Annotated in this window: 22 protein-coding genes, 1 tRNA gene and 1 riboswitch; of the genes, 9 read left to right on the top strand and 14 right to left on the bottom strand. The window is 72.5% G+C overall.

The window, feature by feature from the left end:
* Positions 1-37: 37 nt before the first annotated feature.
* Positions 38-811 (bottom strand): YcnI family copper-binding membrane protein, encoded by a 774-nt coding sequence (locus AB0C36_RS00910; protein WP_358347212.1) that lies wholly within the window; start codon positions 809-811, stop codon positions 38-40.
* Between the two features lie 202 nt (positions 812-1,013).
* Positions 1,014-1,781 carry a hypothetical protein gene (locus AB0C36_RS00905; RefSeq protein ID WP_435838952.1) on the bottom strand — a complete coding sequence of 256 codons (768 nt, stop codon included), beginning with the start codon at positions 1,779-1,781 and terminating at the stop codon, positions 1,014-1,016.
* Positions 1,782-2,108: 327 nt separating this feature from the next.
* On the opposite strand from AB0C36_RS00905, the gene AB0C36_RS00900 reads away from it, so the two are divergent.
* Positions 2,109-2,552, top strand: coding sequence for an ATP-binding protein (locus AB0C36_RS00900; RefSeq protein ID WP_358347207.1), 444 nt, complete (start codon positions 2,109-2,111; stop codon positions 2,550-2,552).
* 316 nt (positions 2,553-2,868) lie between these two features.
* On the top strand, positions 2,869-5,265 hold the full coding sequence (locus AB0C36_RS00895; protein WP_358347205.1) for a hypothetical protein: 2,397 nt from the start codon (positions 2,869-2,871) through the stop codon (positions 5,263-5,265).
* Here the strand turns inward: AB0C36_RS00895 and AB0C36_RS00890 are convergent.
* Both AB0C36_RS00890 and AB0C36_RS00885 read right to left on the bottom strand, forming a co-directional pair.
* Positions 5,167-6,669 (bottom strand): MptA/MptB family glycosyltransferase, encoded by a 1,503-nt coding sequence (locus AB0C36_RS00890; protein ID WP_358347202.1) that lies wholly within the window; start codon positions 6,667-6,669, stop codon positions 5,167-5,169. The genes AB0C36_RS00895 and AB0C36_RS00890 overlap by 99 nt on opposite strands.
* A 37-nt stretch (positions 6,670-6,706) precedes the next feature.
* Entirely contained in the window at positions 6,707-7,603 is an 897-nt protein-coding gene (locus AB0C36_RS00885) for a glycosyltransferase family 2 protein (protein WP_358347199.1), read from the bottom strand.
* A gap of 445 nt (positions 7,604-8,048) precedes the next feature.
* Here AB0C36_RS00885 and AB0C36_RS00880 point away from each other — a divergent pair, with 445 nt between their 5' ends.
* The 3 genes from AB0C36_RS00880 to AB0C36_RS00870 all read left to right on the top strand — a co-directional run bounded on the left by AB0C36_RS00880 (position 8,049) and on the right by AB0C36_RS00870 (position 10,683).
* Positions 8,049-8,762 (top strand): bifunctional DNA primase/polymerase, encoded by a 714-nt coding sequence (locus tag AB0C36_RS00880; protein WP_358347196.1) that lies wholly within the window; start codon positions 8,049-8,051, stop codon positions 8,760-8,762.
* A 179-nt stretch (positions 8,763-8,941) separates the two neighbouring features.
* Positions 8,942-9,712, top strand: coding sequence for a hypothetical protein (locus AB0C36_RS00875; RefSeq protein WP_358347193.1), 771 nt, complete (start codon positions 8,942-8,944; stop codon positions 9,710-9,712).
* A gap of 311 nt (positions 9,713-10,023) precedes the next feature.
* Positions 10,024-10,683: a hypothetical protein gene (locus AB0C36_RS00870; RefSeq protein ID WP_358347190.1), complete on the top strand. Its 660-nt coding sequence runs from the start codon at positions 10,024-10,026 to the stop codon at positions 10,681-10,683.
* A 509-nt stretch (positions 10,684-11,192) separates the two neighbouring features.
* On the opposite strand, the gene AB0C36_RS00865 is transcribed toward AB0C36_RS00870, so the two are convergent.
* The 4 genes from AB0C36_RS00865 to AB0C36_RS00850 form a co-directional block, all read right to left on the bottom strand.
* Complete coding sequence (locus tag AB0C36_RS00865; protein ID WP_358347187.1) at positions 11,193-12,164, bottom strand: DUF5926 family protein; 972 nt, start codon at positions 12,162-12,164, stop codon at positions 11,193-11,195.
* A gap of 143 nt (positions 12,165-12,307) precedes the next feature.
* On the bottom strand, positions 12,308-12,784 hold the full coding sequence (locus AB0C36_RS00860) for an ATP-binding protein (RefSeq protein ID WP_358347315.1): 477 nt from the start codon (positions 12,782-12,784) through the stop codon (positions 12,308-12,310).
* Between the two features lie 353 nt (positions 12,785-13,137).
* Positions 13,138-13,947, bottom strand: coding sequence for a glycerophosphodiester phosphodiesterase (locus tag AB0C36_RS00855; protein WP_358347185.1), 810 nt, complete (start codon positions 13,945-13,947; stop codon positions 13,138-13,140).
* Positions 13,948-14,025: 78 nt separating this feature from the next.
* Positions 14,026-15,402 (bottom strand): purine-cytosine permease family protein, encoded by a 1,377-nt coding sequence (locus AB0C36_RS00850; protein WP_358347182.1) that lies wholly within the window; start codon positions 15,400-15,402, stop codon positions 14,026-14,028.
* A riboswitch (TPP riboswitch) is annotated at positions 15,399-15,523 on the bottom strand. (Overlaps the previous gene by 4 nt.)
* A 79-nt stretch (positions 15,524-15,602) precedes the next feature.
* On the opposite strand from AB0C36_RS00850, the gene AB0C36_RS00845 reads away from it, so the two are divergent.
* The 3 genes from AB0C36_RS00845 to AB0C36_RS00835 all read left to right on the top strand — a co-directional run bounded on the left by AB0C36_RS00845 (position 15,603) and on the right by AB0C36_RS00835 (position 18,193).
* Positions 15,603-16,019, top strand: a complete 417-nt coding sequence (locus AB0C36_RS00845; RefSeq protein WP_435838951.1) for a TFIIB-type zinc ribbon-containing protein — start codon at positions 15,603-15,605, stop codon at positions 16,017-16,019.
* 366 nt (positions 16,020-16,385) lie between these two features.
* Positions 16,386-18,020 (top strand): S1C family serine protease, encoded by a 1,635-nt coding sequence (locus tag AB0C36_RS00840; RefSeq protein WP_358347179.1) that lies wholly within the window; start codon positions 16,386-16,388, stop codon positions 18,018-18,020.
* An 84-nt stretch (positions 18,021-18,104) separates the two neighbouring features.
* A tRNA-Ser gene (locus AB0C36_RS00835) sits at positions 18,105-18,193 on the top strand.
* Positions 18,194-18,353: 160 nt separating this feature from the next.
* Here the strand turns inward: AB0C36_RS00835 and AB0C36_RS00830 are convergent.
* The 5 genes from AB0C36_RS00830 to AB0C36_RS00810 all read right to left on the bottom strand — a co-directional run bounded on the left by AB0C36_RS00830 (position 18,354) and on the right by AB0C36_RS00810 (position 21,127).
* Complete coding sequence (locus AB0C36_RS00830) at positions 18,354-18,539, bottom strand: hypothetical protein (RefSeq protein ID WP_358347176.1); 186 nt, start codon at positions 18,537-18,539, stop codon at positions 18,354-18,356.
* Between the two features lie 332 nt (positions 18,540-18,871).
* A complete protein-coding gene (locus AB0C36_RS00825) occupies positions 18,872-19,714 on the bottom strand; it encodes a helix-turn-helix domain-containing protein (RefSeq protein WP_358347173.1) in 843 nt (280 codons plus the stop codon).
* A complete protein-coding gene (locus AB0C36_RS00820; protein ID WP_358347170.1) occupies positions 19,711-20,244 on the bottom strand; it encodes a DUF6879 family protein in 534 nt (177 codons plus the stop codon). Before AB0C36_RS00820 ends, AB0C36_RS00825 begins: the two co-directional genes overlap by 4 nt.
* Before the next feature lies 1 nt (position 20,245).
* A complete protein-coding gene (locus AB0C36_RS00815) occupies positions 20,246-20,446 on the bottom strand; it encodes a hypothetical protein (RefSeq protein WP_358347167.1) in 201 nt (66 codons plus the stop codon).
* Positions 20,447-20,581: 135 nt separating this feature from the next.
* The gene (locus AB0C36_RS00810) at positions 20,582-21,127 is read right to left on the bottom strand and encodes an HD domain-containing protein (protein ID WP_358347165.1); all 546 of its coding nucleotides are present in this window, start codon (positions 21,125-21,127) and stop codon (positions 20,582-20,584) included.
* 281 nt (positions 21,128-21,408) lie between these two features.
* On the opposite strand from AB0C36_RS00810, the gene AB0C36_RS00805 reads away from it, so the two are divergent.
* On the top strand, positions 21,409-21,843 hold the full coding sequence (locus AB0C36_RS00805; RefSeq protein ID WP_358347163.1) for a hypothetical protein: 435 nt from the start codon (positions 21,409-21,411) through the stop codon (positions 21,841-21,843).
* A 133-nt stretch (positions 21,844-21,976) separates the two neighbouring features.
* Here AB0C36_RS00805 and AB0C36_RS00800 read toward each other — a convergent pair whose 3' ends face one another.
* Positions 21,977-22,822 (bottom strand): ATP-dependent DNA ligase, encoded by an 846-nt coding sequence (locus AB0C36_RS00800; protein ID WP_358347311.1) that lies wholly within the window; start codon positions 22,820-22,822, stop codon positions 21,977-21,979.
* Between the last annotated feature and the right edge of the window lie 115 nt (positions 22,823-22,937).

Genomic DNA, 22,937 nt, shown 5'->3' with positions numbered 1-22,937 from the left:
TTCTCCCGTTCACGTGACGGTCGTGCTGGAACTGGTACTAGTTCGCGGTCCGCCGGGAGCCGCGGGTGATGCCGAAGACGCCCACGGCCACGCCGAGGGCGCCGACGACCAGGCCCGCGATGCCGAGCGCACGGGCGGTGGAGTCACTGCTCTTGTCGTCCGAGGACGACGCGGCGGCGGTCAGGTTCTGGTCCGCCGCACCGGCGCCGGACTTGGCGCCGGCCTGGTCGGCGGCGGGGCTCGCCGCCGGGGCCGCCGCGCCGCCCTTGGGCACGAGCTTCAGCGTCGGGGCGGGCTTCTCCGGCTCCTTGCCGTCCGCGCCGGGCACGTCGATCCAGCGCACGACGTCGCCGTTGTCGTAGGTCTGGAGTGCCTTGAAGACCAACTTGTCCGTGTCGGTGGGCAGCTGGCCCATCGACACCTCGAAGTCCTCGTACTGGCCCGGGTTGATGCGCACGCCCGGGTTGGCGGTCCACGTCACCTTGGCGACCGCCTCGGTGATCTGCTTGCCGTGCGAGGTGATCGGGGTGGCCAGCGGCTTCTTCTCGACCGTCGCGGTCCACCCGGCCAAGGGGCGGGTGCGCACCGAGGTGAGCGGCTTGTCCTCGGGGAGGTTGATCTCCAGCTTGGTGGTGCCCGCGCTGTCGTTCTCGTTCGGCACGCGGAACGTGACGCCCGCGTAGCCGCCCTGCTCGGCCTGGGTGGGCTGCACCGAGACGTGCGCGGACGCGGGTGCGGCGAGCGCGAGTACGGCGGCGGTCGACACGGCCGCGAGCACGGCGGCGCGACGGCGGATGGTGGTGGGCTGCATGGTCGTAACTCCGTGGATGGGCGCACGCCCGCGCGGCCCGTGACAGCGGGCCGGGGCATGCGGGACCGGGGCCCGGACCTCGGTCTGCGAGGTGCGGGCGGGGCAGGAAGCGCGGTACGGAGTCCGCCTGCCGTCCGGTCCAGGCCGTGCGGCCGCTACGGCCGAACGGGTGAAACCGCGCGTTCCGCCCGGGGCGGCGCGCTCAGCAGGCGGTGGCGAACGCGGGCGGCCCGCGGCGTACGACGTCGTGGCGCAGGTGTGCGGTACGCGGCCTCGCGGCGGTACGCCCGACCCGGCGCGCGGCCGACGGCACGTACCCCGCGGGCACCGTGCCGAACAGCAGCGCCAGCACCGCGCGCAGCGGCGCGACCGCCACCGCGTGCAGTCGGCGCAGGACCCCGAACAACGCGGCCTCACCGCGCCTTAGCCACCACGCGGCGGCCAGGGCGGCGGCAAGGTGCGCCGCGAGCATGCCGAAGCCGCCGTCGAACAGCATCGGCCCGGCGCCGTGCGCGGCGTCGGCCGCCGGGACCGAGGTCGGCAGCGCGCCCGCCGCGTCCGGGTCGAGCCCGGCCGCGGCCACGATGTCGCGGGCCGACCAGCCCGGCGGAAGGATGATGTGCCCGGACGCGTCGCGGCCGCCGCACAGCAGCCGGTCCAGCACGCTCAGCGGCGCGGTGCCGCCCGCGTGCCCGCTCATGGCGGTCGCCGAGGCGGCCATGCCGAAGCTGAAGAGAGTGTGCAGCGCCACCTGGCCGACGGCGAGGAGGGCGGCGATCCCGGCCCACGAGCGCTCGCGCCCGGCGGCGGCGTACGCGACGGCGAAGACCCCGGCGAACCCGGCGGCCACCGTCCACACGGGCAGCGGTTCGCTGGTCATGAAGGCGTGTCCGGCCGCCGACAGCACGACGCACACCGCGGCGAAAACGGCGGCGCGCGCGGCGCGGAGGGGACGGGACACGGCAAGCATGACGCCCCATGGTCTCACCGCGCCGGAACGCCCTGAACGCAGGTCCCCGTTCGGGCGCGGTGGCCGGATTCGGCCCTCGCCACGGACGGCCGGAGGCGGCCGGGCACGGGACGCTCCCTCGCAACTCCCTCAAAGGTCCGTCAAAGTCCGTTCCGGCTGATACGGGCGGCCGCAATCGGGGAAAAATTCAATTGTTGACTTTCAATGGGATTTGGGTATATGCGCTGAGTCTCCTATTCCGAGACGTCAGACGTCGGCGGACAACAGCGACTGTCGGCCGATATCACCCGAGATCTTGAATGCGAACCTCTGAGCGGAGGCCCGTTCATGGACATGCGGTGGACCGTCCACCTGCCCCGGGAGACAGCGAGCGTCCCCATGGTGAGACGCCTGCTGATGGGTGCCATGGAGACCGCCGGAGTCGATCCCGGAGTGGCCGCCGAAATCGGTCTCGCCCTCTCCGAGGCGTGCGCGAACGTCGTCGAGCACGCGAAGAGCACCAACCCCGACGCGGAATTCGAGGTCAGGGCCGGGATCGTGGGCAACCGCTGCCGCGTCGAGGTCAGCGACGCCGGCCCGGGCTTCAGCCCCGAACGCCTCGGCACGCCGCTGCACCACGTCGCCGCGCCGGGCGCCGAGAGCGGCCGCGGACTGCTCCTCATCGAGGCGATGAGCGACCGCGTGCAGCTCCGCAACCACCCGCGCAAGGGTGCCGTGATCCGCTTCGAGAAGTCCCTGCGCTGGCGCAAGGACGCGCTGCTGCCGGTCTGACACCTTCCGGCCCCCCGCCCCGCCCGGCCCCCGCCCAGCCCTGCTGCCCGGGCCGCCCCGAGTCCGCCCCGCCCGCCCGGCCGCAGGTTGCCCAGTGGCCGCCCCCGGCTCCGCATAGCCTGGTGCCCGCACCGCACCGGACCGTACGAGGAGCCCCGACGTGACGCCCCGCCCCGCCAGGCCCCTCTTCAGCGCGCCCGGCCCGCGTACGCCCGACCGACCGGCGTTCCGCCTCGCGGTGTCCCGTCTCCCCGCGGTATCCCGTCTCCGGGGATCTCGTCGCTCGGAACCGCGTGCCCTGGTACGCCGCCGTGTGGTGCCCGTCCTGTTTCTGCTGCTGGCCGCCCTTCTCGCGGGCGGCGGCACCGCCGCGGTGGCCGCCCCGGCCGCTGCGTCCGCGCCTGCCGCGACCGCCGCCGAGCCGAACGCCGACCACGTCGTGTTCGTCGGCGTACCCGGCCTCCTGTGGTCCGACATCACCCCCGAGGGCACCCCGAACCTCGCGGCGCTCACCGGACGCTCGTCGACGGCCGCGCTCTCGGTGCGCACGGTCGAGAAGACCACCTGCCCGACCGACGGTTGGCTGACCGCCGGTTCCGGCGCCCGGTCCACCGCCAAGCGCACGGACGGCGCGTGCGGCCCGCTGCCCGTCCCGGTCACGGCCGCCGACGGGACCCTCACGGTGCCCGATCTGCCGCGCATCGCCGACCACAACGACAAGTTCTCGTACGACCCGCAGTTCGGATCGGTCGCAAATGCCGCGGTCGGTGCCGGGCTGTGCGTGACCGCGGTCGGCCCCGGTGCGGCGGTCGCCACGGCCGACGCCGACGGCCGCAGCCCGGCCGGCTACCTGGCCGACCCCGCGGCGCTCGACCGCGCGGCGATGACCCGCTGCGCGCTCACCCTCGTGGACCTCGGCGCGGTGGCCGCCGCGGCACCCGGCGCCGACGGATCCGGTACGCCGGCCCGCGCCGACCGGATGCGCGCCGTCGACGCCGCCGTCGGACGCATCGCCGCCGAACTGCCGCCGCGCGCCGAACTGGTCGTCGCCGGCATCGCGGACGACGGCACCACCCCGCATCTGCGCGTCCTGCTCGCGTCCGGCCCCGACGGGCGTTTCGGATCCGGCCTGCTGACGTCCACCTCGACGCGCTACGACGGCATGGCCCAGCTCACCGACATCGCCCCCAGCCTGCTCGCCCCCCTCGGTGTCGCGAAGCCCGACAAGCTGGTCGGCGCGGCGGTCACCCGGACCGGCGGTCCGACGGGCGCGGCCGCCGCGGACGAGTTGGACCGCCTGGACGTCGGGGCGCAGGCCGCACGTACGGTCCGCGAGGTCTACCAGTTCTACACATGGCTGACGCTCGTGCCGATCCTGCTGTTCGCCTGCGGCATCGCCGGTGCGGTGCGCATGCGCCGCCGCGGGGCCCCGGCGGCGACGCGGCGCCGGCTCTACCGGGGCCTCCAGGGGGTGGCGATCGCGGCGGGTTCCGTCCCGGCCGCCACCTTCCTGGTCGGGCTGTTCCCGTGGACCGAGACCGGGAACCCGGAGGCCGCGACGATCGGGATCTCGCTCGCGGGTGCGGCGGTGCTCACGGCTCTGGCGCTCGCCGGCCCCTGGCGGCGGCACCCGTACGGCCCGGCCGGGTTCGTGGCGGCGGCGACCTTCGTGATCCTCGCAGGCGACGTGGTCACCGGCTCGCACCTCCAGATGAACACCCTGTTCGGGCTCTCCCCGCTGGTGGCGGGCCGCTTCTACGGCTTCGGCAACGTGGCGTGGTCGGTGTACGGCATGGCCGTGCTGCTGGCGGCGGCATGGCCGGTGGGCCACCTGCTCGCGAAGGCCGGACAGCAGCCCGGGCCGGTCGACCCCGCCGACACTGCTACTGACACTGCCACTTCCGCTGCTACCGACACCGCGACTGCCGCGCACGCCGACGCGCACGCCGACACCGCCGACACCGCGTCCGTCGGCACGGACCGCGCCGCCCACCCCGCGGCATCCGGGCGGCGTACCGCCTTGATCGTCCTCGGCGGGTGCGCGCTGGTCGCCATCGTTGTCGACGGATGGCCCGCGTTCGGCAGCGACTTCGGCGGCGTCCTCGCGCTCGTCCCCGGCTTCGCGGTGCTCGGCCTGCTGCTCACCGGGACCCGCATCTCATGGGCCAAGGCCGGTCTGGTCGCCCTCACGGCCGTGGTCGTGGTCGGGGTCATCGCGGTGCTCGACTGGATGCGCCCCGACGAAAGCCGTTCGCACCTGGGCCGGTTCGTGCAGGACGTGGTCGACGGCGAGGCCGGCACCGTGCTGCGCCGCAAGATCATGGACAACCTCGGGTCGTTCGACAACGTGGTCGCCTTCCTGATCCCGGTGCTGATGGCGCTCCTGCTCGTCGCGGTGCTCACACCGCCGAGGCTGCGCGCGACCGCGTTGCCGCCCGCGTACGCCCGTGTGCCGTGGCTGCGCCCGGTGCTCATCGCGTGCTGGGTGACCGCGGTCGTCGGCTACGCGGTCAACGACTCGGGCATCCAGATCCCGTCCATCGCCCTGCTGATCGCGGTGCCGCTGGGTGCGGCCGTCCTGGCGTCGGTCGCCGCCGAGGAGGCGGAGGACGCCTCAGGAACGCGTGACGGAGGCCTTGGGAGCGTCGGCGGCGGGGCCGGTGGCGGTGGTGCCGCGGCGCGCGCGCAGGCCGAGCCACACGGCGCCGAGTAGCAGGGCGATGCCGGCGTACGGCCCGACGTCCGCCCGCAGCGTCCGGGCGAACGACTCGACGCCGTCCGGCAGCGGGACCGCCCGGCCGGGCACGTAGGCGCACACGAGCACCGTCGTACGCGCCAGCAGCAGCCCGTCGACCGCCGTCCCGCCCAGCAGCACGAGCGGCGCCCAGGCGGCCAGGTCGTACCAGGGCAGGCTGTACGGCGCGGTCAGCAGCCACGCGACGGCCAGCAGCGCGGCCACCCCCGCCGCGTCCCGCACCGCCGGGTCGGCGACCGGCGAACGCCCCGCCGCCCGCGCCACGACCGGCGCCAGCAGCCACGCCACCAGCACCAGCGACAGCCACCCGATCAGCCCGATCAGCGTCCGGGCGGTGTCGTCGTCGAGCGCGGACTCCAGCGGCTTGACGGTCAGGCGCAGCGGCATGGCCAGCGAGACGAGCTTGCTGTTCTCCCGCATCTGGTCGAACGCCTGGGTGCCGAGCGGGAGATAGGCGAGCACGCCGACCGCGAGTCCGGAGCCGAGCATGGCCCCGAGGTCGCGGCGGCGGCCGCGCAGCGCCCAGGCGAGCGCGAGGACGTACAGGCCGAGGGTGATCTTCGCGGCGCAGGCGACGCCGACGAGCACGCCCGCGAGTGCGGGGGAACGGCGTACCGCGACGAGCGCGGCGGCGGCGAAGGCGACCGCGAGCGCGTCGAGATGGCCCGCGTTGACCCCGACGAAGAGCAGAAGCGGGTTGAGCCCCCACAGCAGCGCGATCCGGGCCCGGGCGCGGTCGTCGTCCGTGACCGCGTGTTGCAGCAGCAGGCCCGTGGCGACGAAGGCGGCCATGCCGATCAGGGTCAGCACGAGGACCGTCGTGTGCGGCGACGTGCCGCCCAGCTTGGCGGCGAACCACTGCTCGGCGGTCGCCACCGGGCCGTACACCGACGGGGTGTCCTGCCAAGGTGCCTCCACCGCGCGGCCCACCGGGTCTCCGTCGGCGGCCAGGTCGAGGGCGGTGTCGCGGTACGGGTTGCCGCCGGTGGCGGCGAGACGCCCGTACGCCGCGTAGACCAGGTGGTCGGCCGAGCCCATCGGCGGCACCAGCACCGCCGCGAACGCGGCTGCCGCGCCTGCCGCGGTGAGCCGCCGCGGGTCCGGCGACCACCCCGCGCGCAGCGCGAGCATCGCCAGGCCCAGGCCGGCCGCGCCCAGCAGCGCGGACCCCAGCAGCAGCCCGGTGACCAGTGCGGCGGAGGGGTCGAAGGACAGGTTGTACGGCGGCAGCCAGCCGGGCCCGCCGGGCAGCGGCGGCTGGGCCGCACTCGTCCCGAGCAGGCCGGTCAGGAGCAGGAGGGCGATGCCGAGCGTGAGGCATACGAGTGACGCCCGGCTCTGACCTGCGTACTCATGTTTCACGTGAAACAGCCCGATGAATCGACAAGCCGACGGACCGTCAACTTCCCGCCCCGGTCCGCCCCGAGTGCGGGCCCGCCTGCGCGCCCGAATCGGCGTCCGAGCCAGCTCCCGCCGCTCCCGCCGCTCCCGACGGGCCGGGGGACGGCTTGCCGCGCACCGCACCCGGCAGGGCACCCGCCGCCCCGCGTTCGGCCAGCGCGCGCGCCACGTGCGCGTACTGCCTGGCCCGGTGCACCTGGGCGGCCCAGTCCTTCCCCGTCACGCGGTGGTGCAGGTCCACCTCGACCTCGCGTACCGCGAACCCCTGGCGGACCAGGTCGATCGTGAGCCCGGTCTCGACGCCGAAGCCGGCCGCGAGGGGGAGAGCCGCGTCGAAGGCCTCGCGCGTCAGGCAGCGCTGCCCGGACAGCGGCTGCGTCGCCGCGAAACCGCTCGCCTTGCGGATGCCCTCGCGGGACGCCCGCACCACGAACCCGTGCCCGCCGCCGGCCCGCTTCTGCGGCGGCAGCACCGCGATGGTCATCGCCGCCGCCCCGCCGCGCACCGGGTCGATGAGCACCGCCGCGTTCGCCGCGCTCTCCTCCAGGTCGGCGTCCAGGAAGAGCAGCAGATGCGCGGTGTCCGGCTTGTCGCGGCCCTCGCGTGCGTCGATTGCCGCGACCACCGCCGCGCCCGTCTCCATCGCCGCCGCCTTGCCCCGGTTGCGGCCGTGCCGCACGACGATCGCGCCGGCCGCCGCCGCGGCCGCCACCGTGCGGTCGCGCGAGCCGTCGTCGACCACCACGACCAGGTCCACACCGTCCACGACGCGCGCCGCCCGGACCGTCGCGGCGATCCTGCGCTCCTCGTCGTGCGCCGGGATCACCACCGCCGTGGGCCCCGGGATCCCGGTCGCCTCGTCGGATGCGTCGCTTCCGGATGCCTGAAGTGCCATGGCAAGGGATCGTAGAACCCAGCACACCCCGTCGCGTGCCCCGCTCGCGCCGGGCGCGGCGCGGCGGCGTGCCCGGATACCCCGAAACGGGTACAAAGAAAGTGGAGGTTGTCACAACCTCCTGCGGAACCTTGCGGCGTGACGAATCGTCATTGCAGAAGAGAAGAGCTGATCGGGTGTATCGGCCGCGCAAGGCCGATGGACTTCGAGGTTTGGCGGATGGCCCGGAGCGGGCCAGGGGGCGCCCGTCGCCCCGCGCCGTGGACACCGCGCGAGTGCTCCGCCCATCCGCGCCAGGGCGCGCCATATCCCGCCACCCGGTGAGCCCGTGGTGCGCTGCCAAGTACCTCCGGGCGCCCGCAGACCAGCGCCAAGCGCACGCAATGCCCAGTAGTTCAGCAGTTTCCGGCAGTTTCCGGCAGGCTCACGGAAGGGAACGAGCGCCATGCTGCGCGAACTCCTCGGAAAGCGACGTAGGGAACGCTCCGCACTGCTGTCCGCCGCGCTGGCGTGCGCGCAGTGGAACTGGCCCGTGGTCCCCGGGGCCGGTCTCGACCGGTGGGCCTGCACGTGCAGCTGCGGCCGTGACGACTGCCCGCTGCCGGGCGCGCATCCGGATCCACCCGCCGCGCCGGACGGCAGCGGCAGGTCACCGGGCACCACCGGCAGGCCGCCGATTCTCGCCGCGACCACTGACGAGCGCATGGTGCGGTGGTGGTGGAGCCGGTTCCCGGACGCTCCCGTCGTGATGGCCACGGGTCGCCGGGTCGCCGCACTGAGCGTGCCGGAGGAGGCCGGGATCAGAGCAATGGGCCAACTGCGGATGCTCGGCGTGCGCACCGGTCCCATCGTGGCCGCGCCGGGCCGGTACGCGTTCCTCGTCGCGCCGTACGCGCTCGACGAACTCGCCGACCTCCTCGACCGCTACGGCCTCGACCGCTACGGCGCCGTGCCCTTCACCCTGCGCTGCCACGGCGACGACGGATACCTGGCGCTGCCGCCCTCCCGGGTACCGGGCGGGCCGCTGCGCTGGATCGAGCCGCCCGTCGGCGAGGCGGTCCCGGGTGCCCCGGCACCGTGGCTGCCGCACGTGTCCGACCTGGTCCGCACGCTCGTCGACACCTGCCACTCGGTCACCCAGGTGCGCCGTTCGGCCTGAGACCCGGCCGGATCGCCGCCCGGCCCCCGCGGCGACCCGCCGACGGGTCGTCGTGGCGGGTGTCCGGGGCGGCCGATACGGTGCGTCGTGTTCCGCTTCCGTGGAGTCGCCGCATGACTCCCGCGAGGGGTGGGCACGGGGGTAGCGTGAGGCCATCGGGCGGCTCGGGGAGGGCGGCTATGCGTCAGCCGGACGGGTACGAGGCCGGTATCGCGGGGGAGTTCGCGGACCGTGGCGCGCGTGAACCGGACCGTGCCGCGCCCGACGATCGGTGGGACGGCTCACAGCTGCCGCCGGCCGTCTCCTGCGGGCTGGAAAGCCTCGCGCGGCTCTGCGTCGACATGGACTTCGCCCTGGAGACCGCCGACCTGTCGGTCGGCAAGGTCCGGGTCGCCTACGAACGCGCCCGCCAGGACGAGTCCGGGGCCGCCTTCCAGCCCCGGACCACCGTGGCGTGGCAGCTCGAATCGCTGGTGTACGCGCACTACAACGGGATACGCCGCCTCGCGTTCGAGCGCAACGCGGCGTACGCGCTGGCCGCCGCCGCCGTGCTCCAGGCCGTCGTGGACGGCCGCACACCCGGCGACGACGACCTCGCGCCGGCCGGGGACCCCGACCACATCCGCCATGTGCTCGACGACGCGGGCGCGTTGCTGGAGATGCTGCCGCGCCCGCTCACCGGGAACAACGAGGTCGACGACGTACTCGGGCGTGCGCACCACGCCGTCCTGCGCGCGCTCGGTGCCGCGGGATCCCAGGAACTGCCGTGGAGCCAGGCACACTTGCATCTCGCCGAGCTGGTCGACGAGCTCACCGAGCTGGATCCGCCGGTCGGCACCGGCGAGCCGGGCATCAACCTCTCGCTGCGCGCGTACGCCCAGGGCTGCCACGGCGTGGTCCTCGGCATGGCCCCGGGCGGCTGGCTCGCCACCAGCCCGATGGCGGGCTGAGCGCGGGAGTGCGGGCCGCCGGAACGCGGGCCGCCGGAGTGGGGGCCGGGGGAGTACGGGGGAGCGCGGCGCGGGACCGGGCGTCTTCGGGAAGGTCCTCGGGACCCGTGCGACAACTGTGCGAACCCGTGCGAGCGGTATGACAAGCACATCGCGAGGGCGTCCGGCGCGGCGCGAATCCGGGGCGTGGCTGTGGCAGTTCCGGGACGCGCGGTGATCGTTCGGGGCCGGTCCAGGCGATAGGCTCGGACACCAGGTGACCAGGCCCCGGAATCCGCACCGCGGACGCGGCCTTCGTGCGAGGAGACACCATGCAGCGGGCACGTACGGCACGCGTTCGCACGGCGGCGCTCGGCACGACCGTCGGGCTCTGCCTGCTCATCCCCCTCGCCGCGGCCTCCGCCGACGGATCGCACGGCAAGACGCCCGGCAAGGCTCCGGTCGCGGGCGGCACGGCGACCCCGTCCGGCAGGCCCGGGCCGTCCGGCGCCCACGACTTCGGCAACGGCGTCGACCCGAGTGCGCCCGACGGTGTCGAGGCGGTCAAGCAGCTCCTGGGCGCCAGCACGGCACCGTCCGCGAAGGCGTCGTCCGCCACTTCCCCCGCGGCGCCCGCCGCGGCCGCCTCGACCCCGGTGTCCAACGCGCTGTGCGGCAAGGCCGTCGAGGTCGCCGGCGGCGTCCGCGCACAGACCTGCGTCGAGCGCGAGGGCGGGGAGGTGTGGGGGCGCGTCTACTACCGCAACCCGACCGCCGAGCCGCTGCTCCTCGTCCTCGGCCTGCTGCGCCCGGACGAGGGCACCGTCGAGATGCGCTGCACCATTGCGGCGAAGTCCGGTGACGGCGTGTGCGAGACGCCGCGCCTGCGCACCGACAGCGCGCTCGCGGAGTGGTCGGCGATCGCCGAGGTGGCCACCGAGGACGGCGCGGACAAGGTGCTGCGCGCGGGTACGGCGTCCGCCGCCGGCTGACCCGGCCGCGCTCGACCCGCGTACCCCGACCCGCCCGACCCGCCCACCCGACCCGTTCGGCGGCGCGCCCGGGGTGACGTTTCGACGCGCCGCTCGGTCGGTTGTGCGGGTGGCTCGGGTTGCGTGGCTGCGCTCCGCCGACGGGGCGTCCGGCGACGGCGAGATCCGGCCGTTCGGGGGTCGTCCGTACGGCCGGAACCTGGCGTTTGCGAGGGGCCGATCGGGTGCGGAGCGGGCCGGTACCCGAACAAGAAAAGGGCCCGGCCGCTGAAGACGGGGGATGCATCAGCGGCCGGGCTGGATCAAAGGTAACAGGCAACTTCCCAGTACCCAAGTCCGGGGCGTAATTGGACCTAGTCCAATGTGTGGCGGGGCTCCCTTCACGGGGAATCCCGACTTGACGGCCCGCAGATCGCCGGTTCCCAGCCCGCTTCTTGCCGACAGTTGCCGGTATCAAGGAAGCCGCCGCGCGGACCACTCGGCGTGGTCCACGCGGCGGCCGCGGGGCATCAGTTCAGGGTGATCTGGCGGTTCAGGAGGCCGTTCCGCGCGCTGCGCTGACGAGTAGTCAGAGGCGTTGTGTCTGCGAGGGATTCGGCCAAACGTACGCCGAAGTCCGCGGCGGGCTTCTCGACGTCGTCGGCGGTCATCCCGCCCGGCAGATCCCAGACCGGGACCAGCAGGCCGTGCGCGCGGAAGGACCCGACGAAGCGGGTGCCCTCGCCGAGCGACGACGACTCGGCGGCGTGCAGCCGGGCGATCGCGTCGAGCAGCTCCTCCTCCGGGTGCGGCATGACCCAGCGCAGGTGATTCTTCTCACGCATGCTGCACCAGTACGCCGCGTCCACCGACGTGAGGCGCGCGGTCGGCGTCGCCGCCGCGTTCGCGCGCTCCAGCGAGGCCGCGACGTCGCCGGTGGCGGCCTCGGCGTCCTCGACCCAGAAGTCGAAGCCCTCGTGCACGGTCACCGCGAGCGGCGCCGAGACGTCGAGCAGGTCCTGCAGGCGCGGCCCGGGGCCCGGCAGCGGGCCGGGAGTGACCGGCGTACCGTCCTCGGCGGCCAGCGCGCGCTCCAGGGCGTCGGCCAGGTCGCGGCTGACGTCGCCGGAACTGGTGTGCGTCTGGAGGCCGATGAGCACCGAGCCGTTGTCGCGGCGCAGCGCCGGCCACGCCATCGGCAGGACGGTCGCGAGCGTGACCGAGCGGTCCGCGTCGTCGACCCCGGCGGCCAGCTTCAGCTGCGCCGTCGCGGCCGGAACCAGCTCCCGCAGCGCGACCCAGTCGCACTCGTCGGCCAGTCCCTCGAAGGGCCGGTGCACCAGGGTCTCGGCGGCGGTGGCCGCCTCCCGACCGTGGCACGCCTTGTAGCGGCGGCCCGAGCCGCAAGGACAGGGTTCACGCCCGCCGACCACCGGAACCGTGTCCGTGGCGGTGGTCGTCTTCGTGCTGTGCTGGCCCTTCCGCGCGGCCTTCTTGCCCATGCTGAGATCTCTCCCGGTCGCGGATCGCGTGATAGACGATTGACGACCGCCGAGCGTAGTCCGCTCCCGGCATATAGCCCATTCCGCGACGTCGGGCGCCTCACCCCCGGCACCGCGCGGGCACCGGCGGGATCCGCCGCGCGTTACAGCGGCTCGGCGGCGTCGAAGTCGAACTCCCAGTTCTCCGCCGGTTCCTCGGCCTCTTCGCGGCAGGTCGGCAGGAGGGCCCACACGGTGACCTCGTCGACCGAGCCGCGCACCCCCCAGTCCGCCGCCAGCGCGTCGATGATCGACAGGCCGCGTCCGCCGCGCGCGGTCAGCGACGGGCTCGCCTGTCGCGGGCGGGTCGGGCCGCCGCCGTCCGTCACCTCGATGGCCAGCAGATCGTCCGGACGCACCGCCCACGCGGCCCGCACACTGCCGGACGGCAGGGCGTGCGCGTGCTTGAGCGCGTTGCTCAGCAGTTCGGACAGCACCAGAGCGGCGTCGTCGACGAGAACTGCGGGCAGTCCGCGATCGGTGAGGTCGGCGATCAGACGGTGCCGGGCGGCACCGACGCCGACGGAGGCGTGCGGGACGAGTACAGCCTCTGAATCGGGCACCCCACGGGCCACGACCATTGCCACCCCCGGACCTCCTTCTCACCCACACGTCGGGCATGGGATGCCCGGTGTGCGTCGATCGGAAACAGTCTCGTCATCCGCCCGCGCGATCCGGGACGGTCCCCCCGCCACGCCGGGCCCCGCCCCCGCGCCGTGGGTGTCGGCGCCGGGCACCGGCGTACGCCCCCATTTCTACCCCCTATGGGCGGAGGAAGCTGAGGGGGTGGCCGGTCCTGATGAGGAGTTGTTACCGATGCCACCACCGGGCAGGCCGCGATCCGCGCCGCCACCCGACACACTCTGGTACGGATTCCCGTGCCCGGAAGGTCAGTTGGCGCGCGAAGCGGCTTTTGCGCCCCCGGGTCGGCGGCTCAGCCGCCGGTCACCTGCGCGATGACGCTGCCGGGCCGGTTGGTGATGATCGCGTCGACGCCGAGGCGCAGGCAGAGCTCCACGTCCTCGGGCCGGTCGACGGTCCAGACGTGGACGCGGTGACCGGCCCGGTGCAGGCGGGCCACGAAACGCGGGTGGGCGCGCACGATCTCGATGCTGGGGCCCGCGATGCGCACGCCCTTGGGCAGCGTGCCGTCCCGGAAGCGCAGCGGCACGCGCTCCATCAGGAACACCGCGGGCAGGCGCGGGGCCAGGTAGCGCATGCGCCGCAGCGACATCTGGCTGAAGCTCATGACGCGGACCGGCGAGGGGCCGTCGTCCGGCGGCCGGGCGAGGCCGAAGCGCTCCAGGAGTTCGACGAGGCGGCGCTCGACGAGACCGGCGTACCGCGTGGGGTGCTTGGTCTCGATGGCCAGCTGCACCGGGCGGTCGGCGTCGACGACCAGTTGCAGCAGCCGGTCCAGGGTCAGGACCGACTTGCGGTCCCACTCCGGGGCCTCGGGGTCGTTGCCGTGCAGGCCGCCGGCCTTCCACGAGCCGAAGTCGAGCGTCGACAGGTCCGCGAGCTCGAGCGTCGAGACGAGGCCGCGTCCGTTGGAGGTGCGGTTGACGCGGCGGTCGTGCACGCAGACCAGGTGGCCGTCGGCGGTGAGGCGTACGTCGCACTCCAGGGCGTCGGCGCCGTCGTCGATCGCCTTCACATAGGCGGCGAGCGTGTGTTCGGGTACGTCCTCGGACGAGCCACGGTGCGCGACCACGTGCACGGTCGCCGCGGAATGAGCGGTCACCTCGCCATCGTGCCACTTCGTCCCCAACAGCAGGTGACCACCCGTCGACGCGTGGTGGTCACCTTTTCGGCCATCCGGTCAGCGGGTCTTGCGGCCCGCTGTCCGGGCCCTGTCCAGCCGGACCAGGGCAAGCGTGCCCAGCGCCGACGCGGCGAAGGCGAACAGCGTGGCCGAAGTCCAACTCTGCGGGTGCACGTTCAGGGTGTCCTGGACATCTGTCCAGAAACGCGCCCACCAACCGATCGATCCCGGGTTGATCAGCTGGTACACCGCGAAACCGAGCACCCACGGCACGAGCATCGCCCAGCGCGCGGGGGCGTCCTGGCCGAGGTTCCACGCGGTGCGCCCGCGGCCGAGGAACCAGTCGACGGCCGTGACGCCGAGGAGCGGCACGAAGACGGAGCCGATCAGGTAGAGGAAGCTCTCGTACTTCGAGAAGTCGTCGATGAGCATCGCGAACCCGGTGACGAGCGCGCCGACCGCAACGCAGATGAAGCGCCGGTCGAGGCGCGGCACGAGGTTCTGGATCGACATGGCCGTCGAGTACACGTTGGCGAAGCTCTGGTCGACCTCGCGGACCACCAGCACGGCGAAGAACAGCCAACCCGCGGAGATGCCGAGCAGGGTGTCGAACACGTCCTGGTCGGGCTTCGTCTGCGCGAGCGCGAGGATGCCGAGGAGGCTGCACCAGATGCCGGTGGTCGAGTAGCCGCCGAGCGCGCCCCAGAACGCGGTCTTCCCGTCGCGCGAATGGCGCGTGTAGTCGGACGCGAGCGGGACCCACGAGACCGCGAGCGCCACCGACGCGTCGACGACGGGGAGGAAGCCCTTCCAAGAGCCCTCGGTGAGGTCGGGTACGCCCGCGCGCACCAGTTGCACGGTGAAGTAGAGCATCGCGACGCCGACGGCGATGGTGACGTAGCGGCGCAGGATGCGCAGCATGCCGAGGGGGCGCAGCGACATCGCGGTGGTGACGACGCCGGCGATCACGACGTACAGCCAGTGCGGGCCCTTGCCGTCGGTCAGTTTCTCGATGCCCATCGCGATGACGGTCAGTTCGAACACGCCCCAGCCGACGCACTGCACGATGTTCATGCCGGTGGGCAGGTACGACAGCTTCGTCCCGAACAGCCCGCGCAGCAGCGCCATCGCCGGCGCGCCGGTCGCCGCGCCGGGCAGGCCGGACACGGCGACCATCGCGGTGCCGACGACAGTGCCGATCGCGATGGCCAGGGAGGCGGCGATCAGCGACAACTGCGGGTAGCCGTACGGCTGGAGGAACGCCGCGGCGCCGCTGAAGCCGATGAGGCTGACGCCGAGGTTGGCCCAGAAGGAGAACTGGTCGCGGAAGCCGAGGGGCTTCGGCGGGTCCGTGTCGAGGACGAGCGGTGCTTCCGGCGGGCCGGATATACCACCCGAATTCGGACGCGGTTCGGTGGCGGCAGGAGCCGACATGGCTCTCCTCTTCTCCCTACGCCGGCATTACCCGGTCAGGTTCGAGCGGTCGGCGGCCCGGGAAGCGTCGCTTCCAGCCGCCCTCTCAGCCCGGTTCGTCCGAGCTCCCGCGATTGGTTTGCAGGGCAGAGTACGCGCAGCCGCGATCTCCTCCCAGAGGTGGGGTACCACAGCGGCGATCCGCGAGTACGTTTGCGGACATGACTAACCTGACCTGTCCGCGCTGCCGCGGAATGATGCAGACCTACCAGCGTGCCGGTGTGACGGTCGACCAGTGCACCCAGTGCCGGGGGATCTTCCTCGACCACGGCGAGCTGGAGCACATCATGAACGCCGAGAAGAGCTGGACCCAGCAGCAGTACCCGCAGCAGCCGTACCCCCAGCAGGGCTACCCGCAGCAGGCCCCGCCGCCGCCCGCCGCCCCCGGGTACGTCGCCCCGGTGCCGGCCCCCTACCCGGCGGCGGCGCCGCACGGGCAGGGCGGGCACGCGTACTACGGCCACGGCCGGCGTGGCCACCAGCAGGGCTACTACGGCCACCGCCGCGGCGGCCACGGCGGCTACTACGGACACGGGCGCCACGGCCGCAAGAGCTTCATGCAGCAGCTCTTCGACTGATCGGTTCCTCGGTTGATCGGTGTTCGGTTGATCGGGGTGTTCGGCTGATCGGCCCAGCCGCGGACCGCGGCCCCGACGGGGCTGGTACGAGGGGTGTTCAGGCCGGTCCGCCCGCATTCGCCCCGCGGCGGCGTGTCCGTTCGGACGCGTCGCCGGGCACGCTCGCGCGCACTGCCGGATAATCCCGGGATAAAGAGTCCCGCACCGATCCGGCCTACGTGTTAACCGTGTTCCGACAGGTCATCGGCAACCCTGGTCGTGCCGAGTTTCCGATGAGTGGAGGTGCCGCGTGAGCGAGCTCACCGTGCGAACCAATGTGGGGGGCGGGCTTCGCGGACGCGGCGCCGAACGTGGCGAGGTGGCCGCATGAGCGATCGCGAATTCCCGGGCGAGAACCCTGGCGTACCCCCGGGCGAGGCACATCGCCCGGACCCGGTGGAGCAGGGGCCCGACCCCGCCGCGCCGGCGGGCGCGCCCGAGCCGTCCGCCTCCGCCGCGGAGCCGTCCGCCCGGCAGCCTGCCGAGCCGTCCGAGCCCCCGGCCTTCCCCGCCGCCGCATCGGGCGCCGCGGCGGCCGGCCCGGAGCCCTCGAAGGCCCCGGTGGGCCTGCCCCAGGACACTCCCGCCGCGCAGCCGGAGGCACCGGCACACCAGGCCGCACCTCAGGCCGGGGCCGAATCCGTCGCCGCCGCCGCGTTCGGCATGCCCGCGCCCCACGAGGGGGCGGCCGCCGGTATGGGTGACACCGCGGTCGGCGCCGCGACCGCGCCCCCGGGAGCCCCGCCCGGCACCCCGCCGTATGGCTTCCCCGCGGCGCCGTACCCCGGCTACCCGGGCTTCGGCGCACCTGTCCCGGCCCGGCGCCGACGCCGGCCGAACCCGCTGGTGGCCACCGCCGTCCTCACCGCACTCCTCGCGGGCGGCATCGGCGGCGGCATCGGCGCCTGGGTGGCCGACCGCGACGACAACAAGGCGTCGTCCAGCGTCAATTCCACCAACGGCCCGGTCGACCCGGCCTCGCTCAACCGCGCGCCCGAGTCGGTCGCCGGGATAGCGGCCAAGGCACTCCCCGGCACCGTGACCATCAAGACCAAGAGCGGCACCGGCCGCACCGCCCAGGAGGGCACCGGCGCCGGGTTCGTCATGGACGACCAGGGCCACATCCTCACCAACAACCACGTCGTCTCCCTCGCCGCCGACGGCGGCGAGCTCACCGTGACGTTCTCCGACGGAACGACCGTGCCGGGCAAGATCGTCGGCCGCGCGGAGGGCTACGACCTGGCGGTCGTGAAGGTCGACGGCGTCCAGAACCTCAAGCCGCTCCCGCTCGGCGACAGCGCCAACGTCGCGGTGGGCGACGCGGTCCTGGCCATCGGCTCGCCGTACGGCCTGGACGGCACCGTCACCACCGGCATCGTCAGCGCCAAGAACCGCCCGGTGGCCTCCGGCGACCAGCAGCAGACCTCGTACATGAACGCGCTGCAGACCGACGCGTCGATAAACCCCGGCAACTCCGGCGGCCCCCTCCTCGACGCGCAGGGCCGCGTCATCGGCGTGAACTCCGCCATCCGCTCGGCCGGCAGCGGCTCCGACCCGTTCGGCGGCCAGCAGGCCGGCAGCATCGGCCTGGGCTTCGCCATCCCGATCAACCAGGCCAAGTGGGTCGCCGACACCCTGATCCAGACCGGCAAGCCGGTGTACGCCCAGGTCGGCGTCATCCCCGACCCCGAGTACACCGGCGTCGGCGCCCGCATCCGCCCCAACACCGTCCAGGGCCAGGCCCCGGTCACCCCCGGCGGCCCCGCCGACAAGGCCGGCCTCAAGGCCGGCGACGTCATCACCAAGCTCGACGACCACCCGGTGACCAGCTACGAGGAACTCTTCAGCGAGATCTGGAGCCACAAGCCGGGCGAAAAGGTCAAGCTCACCTACCAGCGCGACGGCAAGGAGGCCACCACCGAGGTCACCCTCGGCCAGCGCGAAGGCGACCAGTCCGGCTGACGCGCCGACCCCGAATCCCCGGTGATCGCATCGCCCGCCCATGAGAGACTGTCCAGGCCCGCAACCCCCAAGGACCGCGGGCCTGGAGGGCTCGCCTAGCGGCCGATGGCGGCGGTCTTGAAAACCGCTAACTGGGGTGACCCAGTTCGTGGGTTCGAATCCCACGCCCTCCGCACAGCAGAACCAGAGCCGACCCCTGACCTGGCACAACAGGCAGGGGTCGACTCATTCCCGCACCCCCCGCCCCGCAGCTGCCCGACATGGGTCGGGCGGATCGCGTACGGCACAAACAGCCGCTTCAGACCGAGCAGTTGGCGCCCTCGCATCCTGGTCCTAGCCGGGAGGTTGTGCGGGGTGCCGGTCGGCGGCCGGGGTGGGTGATCTTCGGACGGTTGATCGGGGCCAATGCGCCGGGACGTCCTTGAAGTGGGTGGGTGGAACGGTGTCGTCGGGTTCGTCGACGGGGATCTCGACGATCACGCCGCCGTAGTCCCAGAAGCGGAACCGGGTCATGAACATGGGTATCGCCTTGCCCTCGTTGGCGCGCGGTGGGTCGGCGCCGACTTATCGGGTGGGCGGGTACGGCGGCGGATACGGCAATGTGCGGACGAGCTCGGCTTGCAGCTGATGCCAAAGTCGCCACGCGTCCTCGCGGCTGAGGTGTTCGGGGGCGCCGCCCGCGAGGAGCCGGACCGCGACGGGCCGCTCAGGATCGCCGCTCGGGCCGACGCACGTTTGCCGTCCGGGTGTGGTGTCGCTCGCCATCAGTCGACGGTAGGAGCGTGTGACTGTGGCGAACGCGGGTGCTTCTCGGGATTTCTCGAAGCTCGTCGAAGAAGTCTCGGCGTTGCTCAGCCGGTACGCAGAGCGGCGTGCGCTCGTGCGATGAGACGTTGCGCCTTCTGCCCGTGGACCGCGGCCGAGCTGAGCGAGTCCCAGATGGTGGTGAACAACGTGATGCTGTCGTGGTCGTCGAGCCACATCTCGGCGTGCCAGGTCTCGGAGATCACGAGCCGGTGGTCGTAGATCCAGAAGCCGTCGCCCGGCGCCACGCCCAGAGGCGCCTCGAACGGGATGACGCCGAGCGAGACGTTGCTCAGGCCCAGGACACCGCTCAGCCGGTCGAGTTGTCCCGCGAGGACGTCGGGCGGGCACACCAGGACGCGCAACGCGCCTTCCCAGAGCAAGGCATGGATCCGGCGCCCGGGTGCGTACAACGCCTCTTGGCGTTTCATGCGCGCGTTGACGGCAGGCTCGATGTCGCGCGGAGTGCCGCGCAGCTCGGCGTAGCGGGTCAGGACATTCCGTGCGTAGTCCGCGGTCTGGAAGATGCCGGGAATGATGCCGCTCTCGAACCCACGGAGCGTGCGGGTGCGCTGCATCTCGATGACACCGGCCTCCTGGCGCGCCCGGTGGCCGGTGGCGAGCTGTCGCTTCCACGTGCGGTACCGGGTCTCGAAACTGCGCAGTAGGGCGCACAGTTCGTGAGCGGCGTCGGGCCTCTCCACGATGCGGGCCCAAGCTTCCAGGTCGCCAGTGCTCGGAGTCTGCCTGCCGGTCTCCAGCTTCGACACCTTCGAAGGCGGCCAGTCCAGACGGCGGGCGACCTCCCGGCCGGTCAGACCCGCGTCGGTGCGCAGCTCCCGCAGCCGCGCACCGAGCGATGCGCGCGCATGTTGGTGGTCGGTGCTCACATGCGTGACGCTACCTGGGACTGAAACAGCGTGTACGGGGCTGCGAAGTGCCATGCCGCATCACGAATTTGGCACGCCGCGAGGACCGCGGACTCACCGTCGAACAGCTCCATTCCGAGCGACCGGTCGCCGTCGAAATGGAAGCGGCCGAGCAGTCGGGAGTCGAACACCCAGAAGTCCCGTGACGGAAGGCCGGCCGTCTCGGCGTCGCTGCGCCAAAGGAACCGGATGTCCTCGCCTGCGGCAATGCTGTCCTCGACATCGGCCAGCAGGAACCGCTGGTAGTCGGTGGGCGGCTCGTCGACGACGCGTACACGTTCGATTCGTTTCCCCTGCTTCACCTGCTCACGGACCATGCCCAGCCAGGGCCGTCCGGGATCCGACACGTCCTCGCCGCGCATGAATGCCTGGAGCGCTTCCGTCTCGGACGCCACGCCGTACGCGCGCCTGGACTCCAGGCGCCACGCCGTGTGTTCGAAGCCGTGGCGAAAGAACTCGGTGATGCCCGGCCCGGTGATCAGTTCGGGCACGTCACTCCTTGGGTGCGAAACGTGCGAGCAGTTCGCGGGGGACGACGACGAACGTCTCGCTGTCCTTGACATCCCGCAGCTGCTCCAAGGCTTCCGGGTCGGTGAGCCGCTCACCCTGGACGACGAAGTCCCCGGTGTCGGTCTCGTACAGGGTCGGGCAGTCGCCGTCCTTGGATGTGGTGCCGACGAAGCGAAGACGCATGGCACTCCCTCGGTGGTTTGGCGCGGGTCCATCTGATGACAGCGTGTCCCCGAGTGATTACGCAAGAGGGCGTGGGGGCGAAGTTGTGTGGGGCGGGGGGGCTGCGTTTTTCGGCTGTTGGGGGCGCGTGTTCGGTCAGGGGGAGAGGCGGTGGTGGGTGCGGGCTGTGGCGGCTTGGAGGTCGGGGTGGGCGCGGTGGATGAAGCGGCCGACGATGCTGTCGTTGCCGTAGCGGCTCAGGATCTCCGCTATGCGCGCGTCGGCTGTGGTGGGTTCGCCGTCCGGTGTGGTGGTCATGTCGCAGTAGATGAGCGCGTCGACGAGGGACAGCTCCTCGATCTCGAACTCGTCGGCCAAGTCCCGTGCGAGTCCCCGCTCTTCGGCCTCTACGAGGGCGCAGGAGTGGTGCGCGACGAGGCGGGTCACGCGGGTGTCGGCGTGTGCGATGTCGCGTAGGTACCGGGCGCCGTCCAAGGGGTGGAAGCCGGTCGCGATCAGTGCGGGTGCGTAGCCGATGTCGTGCAATACGGCTGCTGCGTACAGGAGTTCGGCGTCCTTGCCGAGGACGGGTCCGAGCAATTCGGCGCGTCGGGCGACGCCTTGGGAGTGTGCCCAGCGGCGCGGCAGTGGTTCGGCGAGCGTGTCCTCGGCGAGGCGGTAGGCCCAGTCACCCAGCTGCATGGAACGAGCATACGAGAGCGCCCGCTCGTGATCACGGTGCGTCATTCCGGAGCGCGGAAACTGTCATTGTCCGGAACGCGCGAACGCATCTGTTGTTGATCGGAAGTTAATCGACCATTTCCATGGTGATCATTCGGCGATCATTGACCGGTTTTTTCGGGCCCGCTTACTGTTGCGCCGGCGGAGTCGAATTCGTCCGTACGTCCCCGGACTCCGCAGAGACGAGGAATGAAATGAACTCGGCACTTCGGCGTACGCTGACCGCCGGCACCATTGTTGCGATGACCGCCGGAATTGGGGTCATGGGTGCGGGCACCGCGCATGCGGCGCCGTCGAACAGCGTCACGGCCATCTGCGGCAGCGGTTACAAGTGGGTGGACACGTACCCGGTCTCGTACCGGTCCGTGAGCGGGACCGTCTTCCAGCTCGGGCAGGCCGTGCTCGCGTACAACCCGGCCAACGGCAACAACTGCGCCTACACGTTCAAGCAGAACATCGCGGACCGCAACAACTTCTACGGGCACCCGACCTGGACCGGCATCAAGCTGATCAGCGAGGGCTCCACGTGGACCACGAACTACGGGAACTTCAGCTACTACGCCGGCCCCGTCTACCGCTACGGAAAGAACCGGGCGGTGAAGCTCGTCGCGGACGTCGGTATCTACAAGAACGAATCCTGGGCCCACCTGGCGACCGGCTGGGAACACGGCGGCTGATTTCAACGAAATCGGAACAGCGCGTACCGGTAAACAGCGCGCAGAAGAGAAAGAGTGCCCAGGCGGTCGCCCGCCTGGGCACTCTCCCATTAGTGGAGTTGGGAGCACTGGGAGACATCCACCAGGTGCTCGGTCAGTCTCCGCGGAGACGGATGAAGCGGACGTACGGGGTACGACCCGGGTCGCGGAGCACCTCGGCTGGGAGCGGGTCGGTGGGGTGGATGCGTCCGTGTTCGGGGTGGTCGACGGCCTCGTGCGTGCGGTGCGCGGCGGCTGCCGCGACCTCGGTGGCCTGGCGGGCGTCGAGTTGCGGTGAGGTGAGGGCCTCGGTGCCGTCGGTGAGGCGCGTGAGAAGTGCCCGCGGGCGGCGCGGGGTCCCGGTGAGGCCGATGACGGTGGCGTCGACGGTGTCCGCGTCGCGGATCTTGAGCCAGCCGCGCCGGAGTTGCGGACGGTACGCGGTGTCCAGCCCCTTGGCGACCAGCCCCTCCACCCCGGTCGGCGCCAGCACCTCCCGCCAACTCAGCGCCTCCGCACGGTCGTTGGTGGCCATCACGATCTGCAGCGGCGGCTCGGCCTCGGCGAGCAGCGTGTGCAGGAGGTCCCAGCGCTCGCACAACGGCAGGGCCCGTACGTCGCGTTCCGGCACCGCGAGGAGGTCGAAGGCGACGTACGAGACCTGTACGGCGTCGCGCGCCCGGGCCCGCGCCGAGCGTACGAGCTGCCCGAACGCGAACCGCCCCTCGTGCCACGCGCACAACTCGCCGTCCAGCACCACGCCTTCGGGCAGACCGGCGACCGCCGCCGCGATGCCCGGGAAGTCGGGTGCCAGGTCGCGACCGGAGCGGGACTGGAGGACGGCCGGTGCGTCGCCGCGCGCGAACGCGAGGGCCCGCCAGCCGTCCAGCTTGATGGAGTACTGCGTGCCGCCCGGCAGCGCGTCCTCGGCCGGGACCTCGCGGACCGCCTTGGGGCGCATCACCTGAAGCGGGGGGTCGAGCGGACGAGTGGAGGCCGGAGAGACCGACGAACCTGCGGCGCGCGAGGGGCTCGCCGCGCCGGAAGAACCCCCGGAACCCCCATCGGACGCAGCT

Source organism: Streptodolium elevatio, from assembly GCF_040649515.1.
In the GTDB taxonomy this organism is placed as follows: domain Bacteria; phylum Actinomycetota; class Actinomycetes; order Streptomycetales; family Streptomycetaceae; genus Yinghuangia; species Yinghuangia elevatio.
This window is presented reverse-complemented; position numbering and strand designations above follow the sequence as displayed.